Source organism: Microbacterium sp. E-13 (assembly GCF_049912955.1).
GTDB lineage: Bacteria > Actinomycetota > Actinomycetes > Actinomycetales > Microbacteriaceae > Microbacterium.
This window is the reverse complement of sequence record NZ_CP183973.1, coordinates 2,664,802-2,679,383: the sequence shown is the minus strand read 5'-3', so window position 1 is coordinate 2,679,383 and position 14,582 is coordinate 2,664,802. Positions and strand designations below refer to the sequence as shown.

Annotated in this window: 12 protein-coding genes; 8 read left to right on the top strand and 4 right to left on the bottom strand. The window is 67.3% G+C overall.

The features are described 5' to 3' along the window. Positions 1-71 precede the first annotated feature (71 nt). Positions 72-1,106 carry a LysR family transcriptional regulator gene (locus tag ACN9MP_RS12310; RefSeq protein ID WP_426320567.1) on the bottom strand — a complete coding sequence of 345 codons (1,035 nt, stop codon included), beginning with the start codon at positions 1,104-1,106 and terminating at the stop codon, positions 72-74. Positions 1,107-1,261: 155 nt separating this feature from the next. Between ACN9MP_RS12310 and ACN9MP_RS12305 the strand changes: the two genes are divergently transcribed. Genes ACN9MP_RS12305 through ACN9MP_RS12295 form a run of 3 tightly spaced genes read left to right on the top strand, consistent with a single transcriptional unit; the run spans position 1,262 to position 5,134 of the window. Beyond that, a complete protein-coding gene (locus ACN9MP_RS12305) occupies positions 1,262-3,271 on the top strand; it encodes an FAD/NAD(P)-binding protein (RefSeq protein WP_426320565.1) in 2,010 nt (669 codons plus the stop codon). After that, positions 3,264-3,953: an SDR family oxidoreductase gene (locus ACN9MP_RS12300; RefSeq protein WP_426320563.1), complete on the top strand. Its 690-nt coding sequence runs from the start codon at positions 3,264-3,266 to the stop codon at positions 3,951-3,953. The genes ACN9MP_RS12305 and ACN9MP_RS12300 overlap by 8 nt, the downstream gene beginning before the upstream one ends. Continuing rightward, positions 3,950-5,134 carry a MalY/PatB family protein gene (locus tag ACN9MP_RS12295; protein ID WP_426320561.1) on the top strand — a complete coding sequence of 395 codons (1,185 nt, stop codon included), beginning with the start codon at positions 3,950-3,952 and terminating at the stop codon, positions 5,132-5,134. The genes ACN9MP_RS12300 and ACN9MP_RS12295 overlap by 4 nt, the downstream gene beginning before the upstream one ends. A 122-nt stretch (positions 5,135-5,256) precedes the next feature. Here ACN9MP_RS12295 and ACN9MP_RS12290 read toward each other — a convergent pair whose 3' ends face one another. Genes ACN9MP_RS12290 through ACN9MP_RS12280 form a run of 3 tightly spaced genes read right to left on the bottom strand, consistent with a single transcriptional unit; the run spans position 5,257 to position 6,969 of the window. Next, on the bottom strand, positions 5,257-5,592 hold the full coding sequence (locus ACN9MP_RS12290) for a DUF2568 domain-containing protein (RefSeq protein WP_426320559.1): 336 nt from the start codon (positions 5,590-5,592) through the stop codon (positions 5,257-5,259). Beyond that, on the bottom strand, positions 5,589-6,158 hold the full coding sequence (locus tag ACN9MP_RS12285; RefSeq protein WP_426320557.1) for a TetR/AcrR family transcriptional regulator: 570 nt from the start codon (positions 6,156-6,158) through the stop codon (positions 5,589-5,591). Before ACN9MP_RS12285 ends, ACN9MP_RS12290 begins: the two co-directional genes overlap by 4 nt. After that, on the bottom strand, positions 6,148-6,969 hold the full coding sequence (locus tag ACN9MP_RS12280) for an alpha/beta fold hydrolase (RefSeq protein WP_426320555.1): 822 nt from the start codon (positions 6,967-6,969) through the stop codon (positions 6,148-6,150). Before ACN9MP_RS12280 ends, ACN9MP_RS12285 begins: the two co-directional genes overlap by 11 nt. A 68-nt stretch (positions 6,970-7,037) precedes the next feature. On the opposite strand from ACN9MP_RS12280, the gene ACN9MP_RS12275 reads away from it, so the two are divergent. From ACN9MP_RS12275 to ACN9MP_RS12255, 5 genes are all read left to right on the top strand, one after another. After that, positions 7,038-8,090 carry a LacI family DNA-binding transcriptional regulator gene (locus ACN9MP_RS12275; RefSeq protein WP_426320553.1) on the top strand — a complete coding sequence of 351 codons (1,053 nt, stop codon included), beginning with the start codon at positions 7,038-7,040 and terminating at the stop codon, positions 8,088-8,090. 87 nt (positions 8,091-8,177) lie between these two features. Then, positions 8,178-10,625 carry a glycoside hydrolase family 32 protein gene (locus ACN9MP_RS12270; protein ID WP_426320551.1) on the top strand — a complete coding sequence of 816 codons (2,448 nt, stop codon included), beginning with the start codon at positions 8,178-8,180 and terminating at the stop codon, positions 10,623-10,625. 175 nt (positions 10,626-10,800) lie between these two features. Continuing rightward, the gene (locus ACN9MP_RS12265) at positions 10,801-11,787 is read left to right on the top strand and encodes a LacI family DNA-binding transcriptional regulator (protein ID WP_426326009.1); all 987 of its coding nucleotides are present in this window, start codon (positions 10,801-10,803) and stop codon (positions 11,785-11,787) included. A gap of 90 nt (positions 11,788-11,877) precedes the next feature. Continuing rightward, positions 11,878-13,527 (top strand): ABC transporter substrate-binding protein, encoded by a 1,650-nt coding sequence (locus tag ACN9MP_RS12260; RefSeq protein ID WP_426320550.1) that lies wholly within the window; start codon positions 11,878-11,880, stop codon positions 13,525-13,527. 62 nt (positions 13,528-13,589) lie between these two features. Beyond that, positions 13,590-14,567, top strand: a complete 978-nt coding sequence (locus ACN9MP_RS12255; protein ID WP_426320549.1) for an ABC transporter permease — start codon at positions 13,590-13,592, stop codon at positions 14,565-14,567. The last annotated feature ends 15 nt before the right edge of the window (positions 14,568-14,582 follow it).

Here is a 14,582-nt window from a genome sequence, read left to right as displayed (position 1 = left end):
GGGAGCGCGCTCGGACATGGGATGCGGCGAGGGCTGAGCGTCGCCGTGTCATCACGGTAGGCGGCTCGTCGTTAACCCCGAGTTACGTCGTATCGCCGCTCGTCATGAGTGCGTGGGCGCGCATTATGGGTGAGCTCGGGCCGGCCCTGGGCGGCGCGCACCCGCCAGATCATCCCGTCGATCGCGGCGATCGCGTCCGTCAGCGCGGCGACGGCGGGGAGGCTCCGCTTGTCGGCGGGGACGACGACGCTGATCGTGCGGGTGATCTCGGCGGCGAGCTTCTTGACCACGACGTTCGGCGGGAGCAGGGTCGTCCCCAGAGCCAGCCGGGGGACGAGGGCGATGCCCAGGTCCGCGGCGACCATGCCCACCGTGGCACTGAAGTTGTCGGTCTCGTACACGACATTGGGTGCGTATCCGACGTCCTCGCACGCGCGGATGAGATGCGTGCTGCAACGGGGGCACCCGGCGATCCAGGGATCGTCCTCGAGATCTTCGAGCGGCAGGTGGGGCAGCTCGGCGAGCGGGTGCTCGCGCGACATGAGCACGAACAGCGGGTCGATGAACAGGTCGGTCGAAGAAAGCCCGCGCGGCGAGTCGGGGTGGTGAGTCGCGCCCCGTTCACCGGGATAGGCGAAGACGAGGGCGATGTCGGCATCGCCCGACACGACGAGCTCGATCGCCTCGGGCGGTTCGCTTTCGGTGTACTGCACCGCGACGCCGGGATGTCGCTCGCGCATGCCCGAGAGGAGGTGAGGCACCAGCGTGGACGACGCCGAGGGGAAACCCGCGAGCCGTACGCGCCCCGAGCGGAGGTTCGCGGCACCCGCGAGGTCGATACTCGCGGCCTGCAGGGCGTCGAGCACGCCGCCGGCGTGACGGCTGAGCAGCACCCCGATGTCGGTGAGCTCGACACTGCGGCCCTGCTTGACCACGAGAGTCATCGACAGACGCCGCTCCGCGCGGTGAAGGTGCTGACTGATCGCGGGCTGCGTGGTGCCGAGGGCGCGCGCAGCGCCGGTGATCGACCCGGTCTCGGCGATCGCGCGCACGATGCGCAGCGTCTGCAGGTCGAGGGTGATGTCGGTATCGGAATCGAGGGGCATAACGACCTCCGTCGTCAGGACACACCCTCGGGTCGGCGGTGGATTCCTCAATCGAAGCACCCTTGTGTTTCGCGCAGGAAACACGGCTCCGCGGGAGCATAACCGAGGGTTATGCGATTGCGGCGGAACGCCCGGAGCGCGCTATACCGGATCGCGTGACTGACGCAGCCCTGACCCCGCCGCCCGATCCCGTCGTGTGTCTCATCGGGGTCGGCCCCCGCGGCACGTGCGTGATCGAACGGCTCGGCGCGATCGCCCGCGAGTGTCTCGACGATCGCGCCTGGACGCTGCATCTCGTCAACGACGCTCCGTTCGGTGCCGGCCGCATCTGGCGCCTCGACCAGACACCCGAGCTGTGCATGAACACGCTGAGCGGCGCGGTCACCCTCTTCACCGACGAGGCCAGCACCGTCATGGGCCCGGTCTCGCCGGGGCCGACGATGCATGAATGGTGCCTGCTCGTGCGCGACGCGCTGGACGGGACGGATGCCGCGGCGGGCGTCGCCGGCGCGCACCGGGCGGCGTTCGCCACCACACCGCTTCCCGACGTCTTCCTCGCTCAGCCGCACCTGGTCGACGAGGCCCGCGTGGTGCGGCCGGAGAGCCACCCGAGCCGCGCGCTGTACGGGGCGTACATCACGTGGTGCTTCGACCACGCGCTCGGGGCGCTGCCCGACACGGTGACCGTGGTGAAGCACCGTACCCGCGCCGTCGGCATCTCCGCAGACGGCGAACGTGAGCGGGTGCTTCTCGCAGACGGGACCACGATCGCCGTCGACGACGTGATCTTGTCGCCCGGCTGGCTGGAGAGCGCGGAGCCCGAGCCCGAGGCGCGTCTGACCGCTGCGGTCCGCGGCCGGGAGGGCCTCGTGTGGGTCCGGCAGGGCAGCCCCGTCGAGCAGGAGCTCGACGCCGTCCCCGCGGGGGCGCCGACGATCGTCCGCGGCCTGGGCATGGGCTTCTTCGATGCGATGGCCCTGCTGACGGTCGGTCGCGGCGGGCACTTCCGCGATGGCGGCGACCGGCTCGTCTACGAGCCCAGCGGCAGCGAGCCGGTGATGCATGTCACCTCGCGGCGCGGCATCCCGTTTCACGCGAAATCGGTGTGGGGAGGGCTTCCCCCGGCCGCTCACCAGAGGTACTTCTCGCGGTTCGACCCGAGCTCCGTCGACCGCCCCATCGACTTCGAGCGTGACCTCTGGCCCTTGATCGTGCAGGACTCGCTCGCCGGCTGGTACCGCGCCATAGCGGAGCTCGAGCCGAAGGCGCTGGAGGGATCTCTCGACGACATCATGCGGCTGGTCGATGACCAGGCGCTCGCGCTGGACGCCGCGGCGTTCGATTCGGCGGTCGCGCCGTTCGTCCCTGATCCCCGGCATCGCTTCGATCTCGTGCGCCTGATGTCGCCCGACACGGCGGCGTGGTCGTCGCCGGATGCATTCCAGGAATGGGTCGTGCAGTACGTCGAGACCGACCTCGCCCAGGCCCGCCTGGGAATGGCGAGCCCCCTCAAGCGGGCACTGTGGGAGGTGAACGCCGCGCGCAAGCACGCATCCATGTACATGGGGTTCACGAGAGCGAGCGCCGAGACCCATGCGAGCGGCCTCTACCGTTCGTTCGCCGCTTTCGGGCAGATGATCGGCAGCGGCCCGCCGGCGTTCCGCAACGCCCAGCTGCTGGCTCTCGCCGACGCCGGCCTCGTGCGCTTCCTCGGCCCCGCAGGCCAGGTCGGCCTGAATGCGCACGGATTCACAGGCGAGTCCGCGCTCGTCGCCGGCTCGCGGGTCACCGGACCTGCGCTGGTAGACGCCTTCATGAACGCCCACGACGCGCGCGCGAGCCGCGATCCCCTCCTTCTCGGTCTGGCAGATCGTGGGATCGTCCGGCCTCACCGTCGTCGCACCAGGACGGGGGACCCGGTCCCGGGCTCGGGCTACGCCGTCGAGCCGGGCACCAGCCGCGTCATCGGGCTCGACGACACCGTGACGCCGCGCATCCAGATCATCGGCATCCCCGTCGACGACACGCGTGGCGACACTGTCATCAGCCCGATGCCGCGCGTCAACGCCACCTTCCTGCGCGAGGCCGATGGCGCGGCGCACGCTGCCCTGCGAACGCTCTTCCCTGCGCGTTTCCCCGCCGACCAGGAGGTGCTCCATGTCTGAAACCCGCAGACTCGCCGTCGTCGCGGGGGCGACAAGCGGCATGGGATGGGAGATCGCACGGGATCTCTCGGCCGACCATGAGGTCGTCGCCCTCGGGCGTTCGGCCTCCGCGCTCGCGGAGCTCGACGCCCTCCCGGGCGTCAGCGCGATGTCGTGCGACATCACCTCGGCGGCGGAGCGCGAGGCGCTCGCGAGCCGTCTGGAGCGCGTCGACGTGCTCGTGCACGCGGCGTCGGGCGACACCGGCGCCACCGGTGGTGTCGACGAATGGGAGGCCATGGTCGGTATGTTCCTGATCGCTCCGGCCGAGATGACGCGGCTCATGCTGCCGCAGCTGCGCGCGTCCCGCGGCACCGTCGTCTTCATCGGGTCGGGGGCGAGCACCAAGCCGACGCCCGGGATGCCGCTCTACACGGCGGCCAAGCACGGGCTGCGGGGCTACGCCGACACCCTGCGCATCGCCGAGGCGCCGCTGGGCGTGCGGGTGGCCACGGTGGCACCAGGCCCCACCGACACACCTGGACTGCGCGTCAGCCGCTCCCGGTCGGGGGCGCCGTACGAGCCCGAGCGCTACATCCGACCCTCGAGCGTCGCCGGGGCCGTGCGCTTCGTGGTCGACGCGCCCGACGACGTGCACCTCACCGATGTGGCCGTCCGCCCGCGGGTGGAGCTGTCGCGGTGACGCCGGCCGGCCGCAGAGATCTCTGGACCACCCGCAAATGGGAGGTCGGAGACCCCGAGATCGGCGCATGGATCGCCGAGTCGGACTTCGGCACCGCCCCTGAGATCACCGCTGCGCTGCATCAGGCGGTCGACCGCGGATTCCTCACCTATCTGCCCGACCACGCCGCGGCGGCGGCGGAGCGTGCGTGCGCGGACTTCCTGGCGGCGCGTTACGACTGGCGCCCGCCCGCGGAGCGGGTCCATCTGGTGCCGGACGTCGTCGCGGCGCTGCGGATCACGATGGACCACTTCGTGGAGCCCGGCGAAGCGATCGCCGTGCCGACGCCCTGCTACGCGCCGTTCCTCACCGCGCCGGTGCGCGCCGGCCGACGGGTGATCCAGGTGCCGTCCGTGGAGGTGGGGGGACGGTGGCGCATCGACACCGCTGCGCTCGCCCGCGCTTTCGCCGACGGCGCCGGGCTCCTGGTGCTGTGCAACCCGCACAACCCCCTCGGGCAGGTCATGACGGTCGACGAGCAGCGGGACGTCGCCGCCGTCGTGGAGCGCTACGGGGCGCGTGTGTTCTCGGATGAGATCCATGCCCCGGTGGTCTACAGCGGTGCGCGGCACCGACCGTACGCGGCGCTCTCGCCCGCGACGGCCGCCCACACGATCACCGCCACAGCGACGTCCAAGGGGTGGAACATCCCAGGGCTCAAGAGCGCGCAGCTGATCCTCACCTCGGACGCCGATCAGGCGCAGTGGCGCGAGCGCGACATCGTCCCCTACCTCGAGGGCAGCATCCTCGGTGCCGTGGCCGCGCGCGTCGCGTACACCGACGGCACGGCATGGCTCGACCGAACGCTGAGTGTCTTCGACGCCAATCGACGCCTTCTCGGTGCACTGCTGGAGCGCCATGCACCCGGCGTGGGCTACCGCATGCCCGAAGCCACGTACCTGGCCTGGCTCGACTTCCGCATGTACCGGCTCGACATGGACCCAGCCGAATTCCTGCGGCGGAATGCTCGCGTGGTCGCTTCCAGTGGGGCGGACGCGGGCCTCGGCGGGGAGGGGTTCGTGCGCTTCAACTTCGCGATGCCCGCCCACCTTCTCGAGAGGTCCGTCGAGGCGATCGGTGCGGCGTTGCGGTCGGCAAGGCTGGACGACAGCGCTGGGGCGTTCGTGGCCGGCGCGAGCTGATCTGGAAGCCGTCGCGCAGCTCCTCCGAGACACGCGTTGACAGCAGCCTCTCAGCGCTGTGCGCGGGGCGGGCGGCAGGGGGCAAGGCAAGGCCGTCGGACGTCGCGAAGCGCGGGAGAAGGTCAGGGACTGCCGAGCACGAGCAGCACAGTCTTATCCAGAGCCCAGATTGTGGCGAGCAGAATGGCTGGGAGAAGCGCGACGGGCGCCAGTCCGACTGCGATGCCGAGGAACAGCGCCCCCTCCATCACTAGGCGCACAATTGCAGGGACACTGATCGCGGGGCTCGGTGAGAGGAACAGCATCCAGATCGTGATGACCAGGATGGGCACCAGGACGACGCTCATCCGAAGCCAGCCCGTTGTCGCGTTCCACGCCCAGACCGCGGCAGCGACGATCAGCGCCAGTTCGAGTGCGAACCGAACGGCCAGCGCGATTGTCAACGCCACGGAAGTCATTCGGTTTCCCAGCTTCGGAAGACGCTGTCAAGCGAGTTCACGGCGCGATGAAATGAGTCCGCCACACCGCGGTTCATCTGAAAGGCGCCCGCCAGCTCGATCATGATGAAGCCGTGCAGGAGCGCACGAAGCATCCGCACCGCGTCGACGGCGTCGCTGTCGGTGAGTCGATAGGCGCGGAGGGTGGCCGCCACGGCCGTGACGAGGCCGGCGCTGAGGGCGCGGTATTCCTCGTCGTCCTCGTCCACTACGGTCTGCAGGGCGAGATACCGTCCGGGGTGACTGCGCGCCCATTCCAACAATGTCAGCGCCACGGCCACGAGCGCATCCACGCCGCTGCGGCCTGCCGCGACATCCTGGACGAGGGAAGTGACGTCGCGAAGCGTTTGCTTGGCGATCCCCCGCCGGAGATCCGTGATGTCCGCCACGTGCTTGTATGCGCCGGGCGTGGAGATTCCAACGGCGCGCGCGACCTGCGACAAGCTGAGGGCATCGAAGCCGATGGTGTCGGCCAAGTCGGCCGCGGCGGCGATGAAATCGGCGCGTGAAAGTCGTTCAGAGGGCATGGAGTGCCACCTCCTCGACGAACGGAAGCACGACAGCCAGGGTCTCGTCGACGCTCTCCGCCATCGGGTAATGACCGGCGTGCGCGATCATCGCCACCTTCGCCTGGTTCCCGATCGCTTCCGCGATCGCGGCGGCTTCGCCAGCAGGACTCGGAAAGTCGCGGTCCGCATCACCCATGACGATGAGCACCGGCGCGGCGATCGCGGATAGCGCCGCTTCGGCCTCCGCGTGGGAAGTGCCTGCCGTGCGCTGGAACGCGTGCCAACGTCCGGGACGGGCAAGACTGGCTGCCACGAGGGCAGCGTGTTCCTCGTAATCGACCGGGCCGCCAGTCGGGGTGAGTGATCGGTAGTACCTCTTCCACATTGCCGGTCCCCAGGGGCGGAGGAGAAGAAGACGGATCAGGAGTCGCAGAATGGGGGTCCCCGTCTCCCGCACGAAAGGGCCGATAAGCACGAGCCCGGCAATCAGATCTGGTCGCCGCGCAGCGACCAACGTCGCACCGGCAGCGCCCATGGAGCTTCCCAGCACGACGGCCTTGCCACCGAGCGTCTCGAGCAGGGCCACCAGATCATCGGCGAGCGCGTCGTCGTCATACGCCGTGAAGGCCGCATCGCTATCGCCGTGGCCCCGAAGATCGAAACTGGCAACCCGAAATCCGCGGGCCACGAGTGGAGGTATCAAGTGACGATAACTTGAGCGCAGCTCACCCATGCCCGGGACGCACACCACGAGCGGGCCCTTACCGACTACGTCGAACGCGAGGGCACTGCCGCCCGGGCGTTGAAGTCGTTGATTCTCGCTAGTCATGTTACTTATCATAATACACTGGTTAATATATGTAACCGCGGATCTGGATCAACGATGAAGCTCCGGCCGTGGTGCGGGCGCGGTGCGTGAGTCGGTCCCCGTCGAACGGGTTCATGAAACACTTGAGGATGCTTTCACGCCGCGTGTCAATGGACGACATCGCTCGACACCTCGGCCTCAGTCGCAGCACGGTCTCCTTCGTCATCAACGACCGGAGTGACATCAGAATCTCCGAGGAGACCAAGCGCCGGGTCTGGGACGCGGTTGCCGAGCTGGGTTATCGACCGCATGCGGCGGCCCGCTCGCTCGCCTCCAGCCGAACGAACCTCCTGGGGCTCGTGACGGACATCGCCAGCAGCCCTTTTGCGGGCGGCATCATCAGCGGCGCCCAGAGGGCTGCCTGGGAGCGCGGACAGGTCCTCTTGATCGTGAGCCTGGACTCCGATTCCGCCGCGGACACGGCGATGCTCGAAATGCTCCTGGAGCGACGCGTCGAAGGCCTCATCTATGCCACCGCGGGTCATATCGGCGTGAAGCTGCCGGAAGCGGCCGCGGAGGTGCCCGTCGTGCTCGTGCACTGTGAAGACATCGAGGGGCGCTATCCGTCGATCCTTCCTGACGAGGAGCACGGCGGATACACGGCCACTCGACGCCTGATCGACGGCGGTCACCGGCGGATCGGGCTGGTCAACCTCGAAGCTCCGTACCCCTCGGCCGGGCGCCGCAGCGGCTATGAGCGCGCTCTTCGCGAAGCGGGTATCGACGTCGAGCCCGCACTCATCTTGTCGGGCCCGGCCGACGCGGGAGCCGGCTTCGAGCTGGCGCGGCGAATGCTTCAGGCGGAGAATCCGCCGACCGCCCTCTTCTGCGGCACCGACCGCATGGCCATGGGCGCCTTCGATGCGGTGCGAGAAGCGGGACTGCGCATCCCGGAGGATGTCGCCGTCGTCGGGTACGACGACCAGAAGATCGTCGCCGCGTACCTGAGGCCCGCTCTCACCACCATTGCGCTCCCGTTCGAAGAAATGGGCGCCGCGGCCGTGGAGGCGCTCAACGGCGACATGGAAACCTTCCAAGGTTCAACCATGCGGGGGTGGCTCGTCGAGCGCGACTCCGCCTGATCCGCATCTTCTCTTGCGGCCTCCGCACCCCTGCGCTAGACATTAACGCGCGTTACTAACGCGCGTTAATGAATGGAGTCTCAAAGCATGACAATGAAGTCGCGCGCTATCGCCACGTCGGCCATAGCACTGGCAACGGCTGCGGTCGGCGCGGGAATCAGTCCCGTAGCTGCCAACGCCGACAATCCGGATGCAGAGCAGTACCGCCCGCAGTACCACTTCTCCGTCCCCGACCACTGGAAGAACGATCCACTGCGTCCTGTCTACCTCGACGGGGAGTACCACCATTACTACCTGTACGACGTCGACTACAACGGCGTTTCCACCCAGACGGCTTGGCGTCATACGACCACTACCGACCAAGTCGTCTTCAAGGACGAGGGCATTGCCATTCCCGAAGACACGACCTTCGGTTCGCCGATGGCCGGCTCGATCGTCATCGACACGAACAACACGGCGGGCTTCGGTGCGGGCGCGCTCGTGGCGCTCGTCTCGGTCGACGAGGGCCCCATCAACGCCACCGACCAGTGGGTGTACTACTCCACGGACGGCGGCGACACGTTCACGCCGTACTCGACCACGACTCCCGCGATTGCGAACCCGGGTCCGGGTCTTCACGAGTTCCGCGACCCGAAGATCGAGTGGGACGCTGCGAACAGCCAATGGGTCGCCCTCGTGGCCGAGCCGTTGAGCGGCATCGGCTTCTACACGTCATCCGACCTGAAGAACTGGACGTACGAGTCGTTCTTCGCCGCCCCGAGCGGCATCACGTTCACCGAGTGCCCGGACTTCTTCCAGATGCGCGCAGACGACAACACCCTCCAATGGGTCGTCGGCGCCAGCACCGGTGGCGACAGGCACACCTTCGCCTACTGGCCCGGCGACTGGGATGGGAGCACCTTCACCCCCGACACCACCGTGCCTCAGTGGCTCGACTACGGCGATGACTTCTACGCCGCCGTCACGTATGCCGACGAATCATCCACCGATCAGAGCAAGCGATTCCTGAAAGGCTGGGTGAACTACTGGTCCCACCCCAACACCGCCAGCAGCTGGACGGTCGACGGCTTCACCGGAACCGACGCGATCACTCGTGAACTGTCCCTGAAGGAGACCGACGGCACCTATCGGCTCATCTCCACACCCATCGCAGCGCTCGACGACTACGCGACACGCTCATGGGACCTCGGCAATATCGTGGTGAATGGACAGACCGATCTGGACTATCACGGCACCTCGTATCGACTCGATACGACCGTGTCGTGGTCTGATCTCGACAATGTGGCGATCAAGCTCCGGCGATCTCCGGACGGCACTCGCGACTTCACCGTCGGCAAGTTCGACGACTTCGTCTACGTCGACGCGAACGACCCGACCATGTACCGGGAGAATCACGCCCCCTATGACCCTGGGGCCACTTCCGTGCAGCTCACCATCCTCGTGGACACCACCACCGTGGAGGTGTTCGTGAACGGAGGCGAGCAGGCGCTGACGATGAAATCCAACCTCGAGCCCACCGACACCGGCATCCAGCTGTTCACACAGGGCGGGGCGGCGACATTCGGCGATGTGACCATCACGGAGTTCGCAAACGTGACAGGACAAGCCGAGGCGGGCGCGCCATACCAGGATTTCGACAGCGGCTACGACAGCTGGACGACGACCGGCAGCGCGTTCGGCTCCGGGCCCGCAACCGGGACCCTCACCGCTCAGCAGCCCGTCACCGGGTGGCGGGGCACTGGCCTTGTCAACAGCTATCTCGGCGGTGACACGTCGACCGGCACGCTCACGTCGCCGACGTTCACGGTGACCAGCCCGTATGTGAGCTTCCTCGTCGGAGGTGGCAATCATCCGACACCATCGGATCTGTTCAACGGGTTCGAGGGAAGCGGCTGGGGCAGCGGATGGACGGCCACGGGCAGCTTCGCCGGCCAAGGGCCGAGCGCTGCGAGCCTCACCAACCAAGTGGGAAGCAAGGTCGCCGACACGTTCGTGAACGGAGGGGATGCGGCTACAGGGACGATCGTGTCGCCGGAGTTCACGATCACGCGTGACTACCTCACCTTCAGGCTCGCCGGTGGCGACTTCCCCTGGCCGGCGAGCGGCAACGCATCCGTGCAGCTCGTGATCGACGGTGAGGTCTACTTCACCGCGACCGGTGACGACACAGCGACGCTTCGAACCGTCGCGTGGGACGTGCATTCGCTGCGCGGCAAGACCGCGCAACTCGAGATCGTCGACAACTCCACGTCGACGTCGTTCGGCCACATCATGGTCGATCAGATCATGCTCGGGAACACGCCGTCGGCCGTGGTCGGTGAGACCAACGCGCCCACCGCGGTGAATCTCAAGGTGGGCGGCGTCGTCGTTCGCACCGTGACAGGCACCGACGATGAGCGGCTGCACCGGGAGTCGTGGGATGTCGCGGACTACATCGGCCAGAGCGTGCAACTGGAGGTCGTCGATCAGAACACGACCGGCTGGGGCCACGTCAACGTGGATCACGTCACCTTCTCCGACCGACCCCTCGGATAGGTGACTGCGGGCCTGCCGGGGAGTCGTCCCCGGCAGGTTCCGCCGCCGCTGGGTGTTCTGATTGACACCTCGGCTCACTCGCGTTAGCATCTACATCTGTCGGAACTAACGCGAGTTAGTTTGATCGAAATGAAGGCATATGTCGAAGACGACTCCGCGGGTTCGCGCCGCGACGATGAAAGACGTGGCTCATCACGCCGGCGTCTCGCGGACGGCCGTCTCGATCGTGCTGAACGACCGTTTCGACGTCACGCTCGCTTCAGACACCCGCGAGCGCGTACTGAGGGCGGCCGCAGAGCTCGGCTATCGGCCGAACGCCGGTGCGAGAGCGCTCGCGCAGCAGCGCAGCGACTGGTACGGACTGGTGACCGAGATCGTCACCGCACCGTTCGCCGTCGATGTCATCAAGGGCGCTCAGGACCGGGCGATGGCCGACGACAAGTATCTGCTGATCGCCTCGACCGAATCCGACCCCGCGGCCGAGACCGCCGCCATCGAGCGCTTGCTGGAGCAGCGGGTGGAGGGCCTCATCTACGCTGCGACATGGCATCGCCCAGTCACCGTGCCCGAGATCGCACGCGAAGTGCCGACGGTCCTGGTGAACTGCTTCGACATCGAGGGCCGTTTTCCGGCGGTCGTTCCCGACGAGCGCGCGGGAGGCTATCGGGCTACCGGACGCCTGCTGAGCGCCGGTCACCGGCGAATCGGGTTCATCAACCTCGACCCCGGGATCCCGGCGGCGATCGGCCGCCGCGAAGGCTACCTCGCCGCCCTCGAGGATGCGGGCATCACCCCCGAGCAAGGGCTGGAGATCACCGGTCATGCCACTGCCGACAGCGGGTTCGCGGCCGCCGAAGAGCTGCTGGACCTTGCTGAGCCGCCGACCGCGATCTTCTGCGCCAACGATCGGATGGCCATGGGTGCATATGACGCGATCAAGGAACGCGGCATGCGCATCCCCCACGACGTCGCCGTCATCGGCTTCGACAATCAGGAGCTCATCGCGCGCTACCTGAGGCCGAGCTTGACGACGGTTGCGCTGCCCTTCGAACAGATGGGGGCAATCGGCGTGAACACTCTCGCCGCAATCACGGCGGGAGAGTCGACCGTCACAACCGTCGCGACGGTCGACTGCCCGCTCCTCGAACGCTCGTCGGTGTGACTGGACATCCCTCGACGAGCATCAACCTTCGGCTTCAACGCGGAAGAGAAGAAAGGAACAGCACCAATCATGGCACTTCACAGAAGAGGAATGGCCGTTCTCACGGCCATCGCGACGGCAGGAGCGCTCCTGCTGTCGGGTTGCAGCGCGGGAGGGGAGCAGCCCTCGACCGAGCTGGACGGCAGCCAGCTGCTGACCATCCCGCGCGAAGACATGGGGACCTTCGACCGCAACTTCAACCCGTTCGCGAACCCTGACTTCCCGATGACCCAGGAGGCGATATATGAGTCGATGCTCATCTACAACCCCGCCGACGGGTCCACCACCCCGTGGCTGGCGACGGAGTGGGAGGTGGCGCCCGACAGCACGGGCATCACGTACCACTTGCGGGAGGGGGTGAAGTGGTCCGACGGTGAACCGCTCGTCGCCGACGACGTGGTGCTGACGTTCGACCTGCAGCGCGAGGTTCGTGGCGGGTTCGACTACATCGAGTCGGTCACCGCAGTCGACCCGCTCACGGTGCAGTTCGACTTCAACCAGCCCTTCTCGCCCGCGCTGCTCGACATCGGTCAGCAGGTCATCGCGCCGGCGCACATCTGGAACGACGTCGACGACCCGACGAAGTTCGCCAACGAGGAACCGGTCGGGACCGGTCCCTACACCGAGGTGACCAACTTCCAGGCGCAGTCGTTCGACCTGGGCAAGAACCCGAACTACTGGCAGCCCGAGAAGCAGAAGATCGAGGGCATCCGGATGCTGGCGTTCGCGGGCAACGACGGCGCCAACCTCGCCGCCGCCAACGGCGATGTCGACTGGGCGCCGCAGTTCATCCCGAACATCGACGAGGCCTACGTGGCGAAGGACCCCGAGCACCGGTTCTACTGGTTCCCGACGACCGGGGCGATGATCAACTGGCAGTTCAACACCACCAAGGCTCCGTTCGACGATGCGAACGTGCGCAAGGCGCTGTCGATGGCGGTCGACCGCGAGCAGGTGACCGAGATCGGCATGCAGGGGTACACGCACCCCGCTGACTGCACGGGCCTTTCCGGCTCGTACGACAGCTGGCGCGACGAGGCCCTCGTCGATTCGTGCACCTGGACCGAGCGCGACCTCGAGGGTGCCGGAGAGCTGCTGGATGCTGCGGGCATCACCCTCGGCTCAGACGGAAAGCGCGTCCTGCCCGACGGGTCGCCCTTCGCATTCGACTTCTCGGTCGGCTCGACCTCGAGCGACTGGGTGTCGGTCGGCAACGTCATCTCGCAGAACCTCGCCGAGCTCGGGGTGACCGTCACGGTCGCGGCGAAGGACTGGGGCGACGTCGTCGCCGGCTACGAGAACGGCACGTTCGACTCGGGCATCGTGTGGAGCCAGAACGCCCCGACGCCGTACCAGTACTACCGAGGCGTGATGTCGACCGAGACGGTGAAGCCCGTCGGCGAGCAGACGTTCGACAACTACCACCGCTTCGGCAGCACGGAGGCCGACGTTCTCCTCGCGCAGTTCGCGGCGACCGCGGATCCCGCCCAGCAGCAGTCGGTCATGAACGAGTTGCAGGCGCTGTTCGCCGATGTCGCCCCGGCTGTGCCACTGTTCCCCGGGCCGCAGTTCGGCGCCGCGAGCACCGCGCGGTTCACGGGCTGGCCCACCGAGGATGATCCGTACGCTCCCCTGGGTGCGATTCTTGCGCGCACCGCGGTGCTCATCCTCACCACGCTCGAGCCGGTCGTCGCCGACTGACCGATCCGGTCGTCCCGCTGCGTCGCCGACGCGGCGCAGCGGGATGACCGAGGAGACACATCATGGGCTACATGCTGCGGCGCTTCGGGTTCTATCTCGTTGCGTTCTGGGTGTCGATCACCCTCAACTTCTTCCTTCCGCGCTTCATGCCGGGCGACCCCGTTTCCCGGATGGTCGCCCGCCTTCAGGGCGAGATCCGTCCTGATCAGATCGAGGCGCTCAGAGAGTCCTTCGGCCTCAGCGACGCCCCGCTGTGGGAGCAGTACCTGCGCTACCTGGGCCAGGTCTTCTCGGGAAACCTGGGATTCTCGATCTCGCGCTTCCCGACGCCGGTGATCGACGTCATCTCGAGCGTGCTCGGATGGACCCTGCTGCTCGGCTTCGTGTCGCTGATCGTCGCCGTCGTCATCGGCAACGTTCTCGGCATCCTCGCGGCGTGGCGCCGCGGCGGCGTCCTCGACTCTTTCGTGCCGCCCCTGCTGATCTTCATCGGCTCGTTTCCGTACTTCTGGCTCGCGATGGGGATGCTCTACCTCTTCGGAGTCACGCTCCAGTGGTTCCCGGTCCGTCACGCCTACGAGGTGGGCACGGTGCCTGAGTTCTCCCTCGCCTTCATCAGCGACGTCGCCTACCACCTGATCCTGCCCGCCGCTTCCATCGTGCTCGTGTCGATCGGCGGCTGGATGCTCGGCATGCGCAACACGATGATCGCCACGAACGCCGAGGACTACATCGTCATGGCCGAGGCCAAGGGCCTGCGCCCGAACCGCGTCATGATGCAGTACGCGGCGCGCAACGCGCTGCTGCCGTCGGTCACCGCATTCGGCATGTCGCTCGGCTTCGTCGTCGGCGGCGCGCTGCTGACCGAGGTCGTCTTCGCCTACCCGGGCGTCGGCTACACGCTGCTCGCCGCGGTGCAGAACCTCGATTACCCCCTCATGCAAGGGCTCTTCCTCACGATCACCACGGCTGTGCTGATCGCCAACTTCCTCGTCGACATCGTGTACGTGCGCCTGGACCCGCGCGTACGCGTGAGCTGAAAGGAGGGTGCGACG

Coding starts and splice junctions, on each gene's coding strand:
- ACN9MP_RS12290 (WP_426320559.1), bottom strand. CDS start 5,592: ATGACTTCCGTGGCGTTGACAATCGCGCTGGCCGTTCGGTTCGCACTC.
- ACN9MP_RS12285 (WP_426320557.1), bottom strand. CDS start 6,158: ATGCCCTCTGAACGACTTTCACGCGCCGATTTCATCGCCGCCGCGGCC.
- ACN9MP_RS12270 (WP_426320551.1), top strand. CDS start 8,178: ATGACAATGAAGTCGCGCGCTATCGCCACGTCGGCCATAGCACTGGCA.
- ACN9MP_RS12280 (WP_426320555.1), bottom strand. CDS start 6,969: ATGACTAGCGAGAATCAACGACTTCAACGCCCGGGCGGCAGTGCCCTC.
- ACN9MP_RS12260 (WP_426320550.1), top strand. CDS start 11,878: ATGGCCGTTCTCACGGCCATCGCGACGGCAGGAGCGCTCCTGCTGTCG.
- ACN9MP_RS12300 (WP_426320563.1), top strand. CDS start 3,264: ATGTCTGAAACCCGCAGACTCGCCGTCGTCGCGGGGGCGACAAGCGGC.
- ACN9MP_RS12265 (WP_426326009.1), top strand. CDS start 10,801: ATGAAAGACGTGGCTCATCACGCCGGCGTCTCGCGGACGGCCGTCTCG.
- ACN9MP_RS12310 (WP_426320567.1), bottom strand. CDS start 1,106: ATGCCCCTCGATTCCGATACCGACATCACCCTCGACCTGCAGACGCTG.
- ACN9MP_RS12255 (WP_426320549.1), top strand. CDS start 13,590: ATGGGCTACATGCTGCGGCGCTTCGGGTTCTATCTCGTTGCGTTCTGG.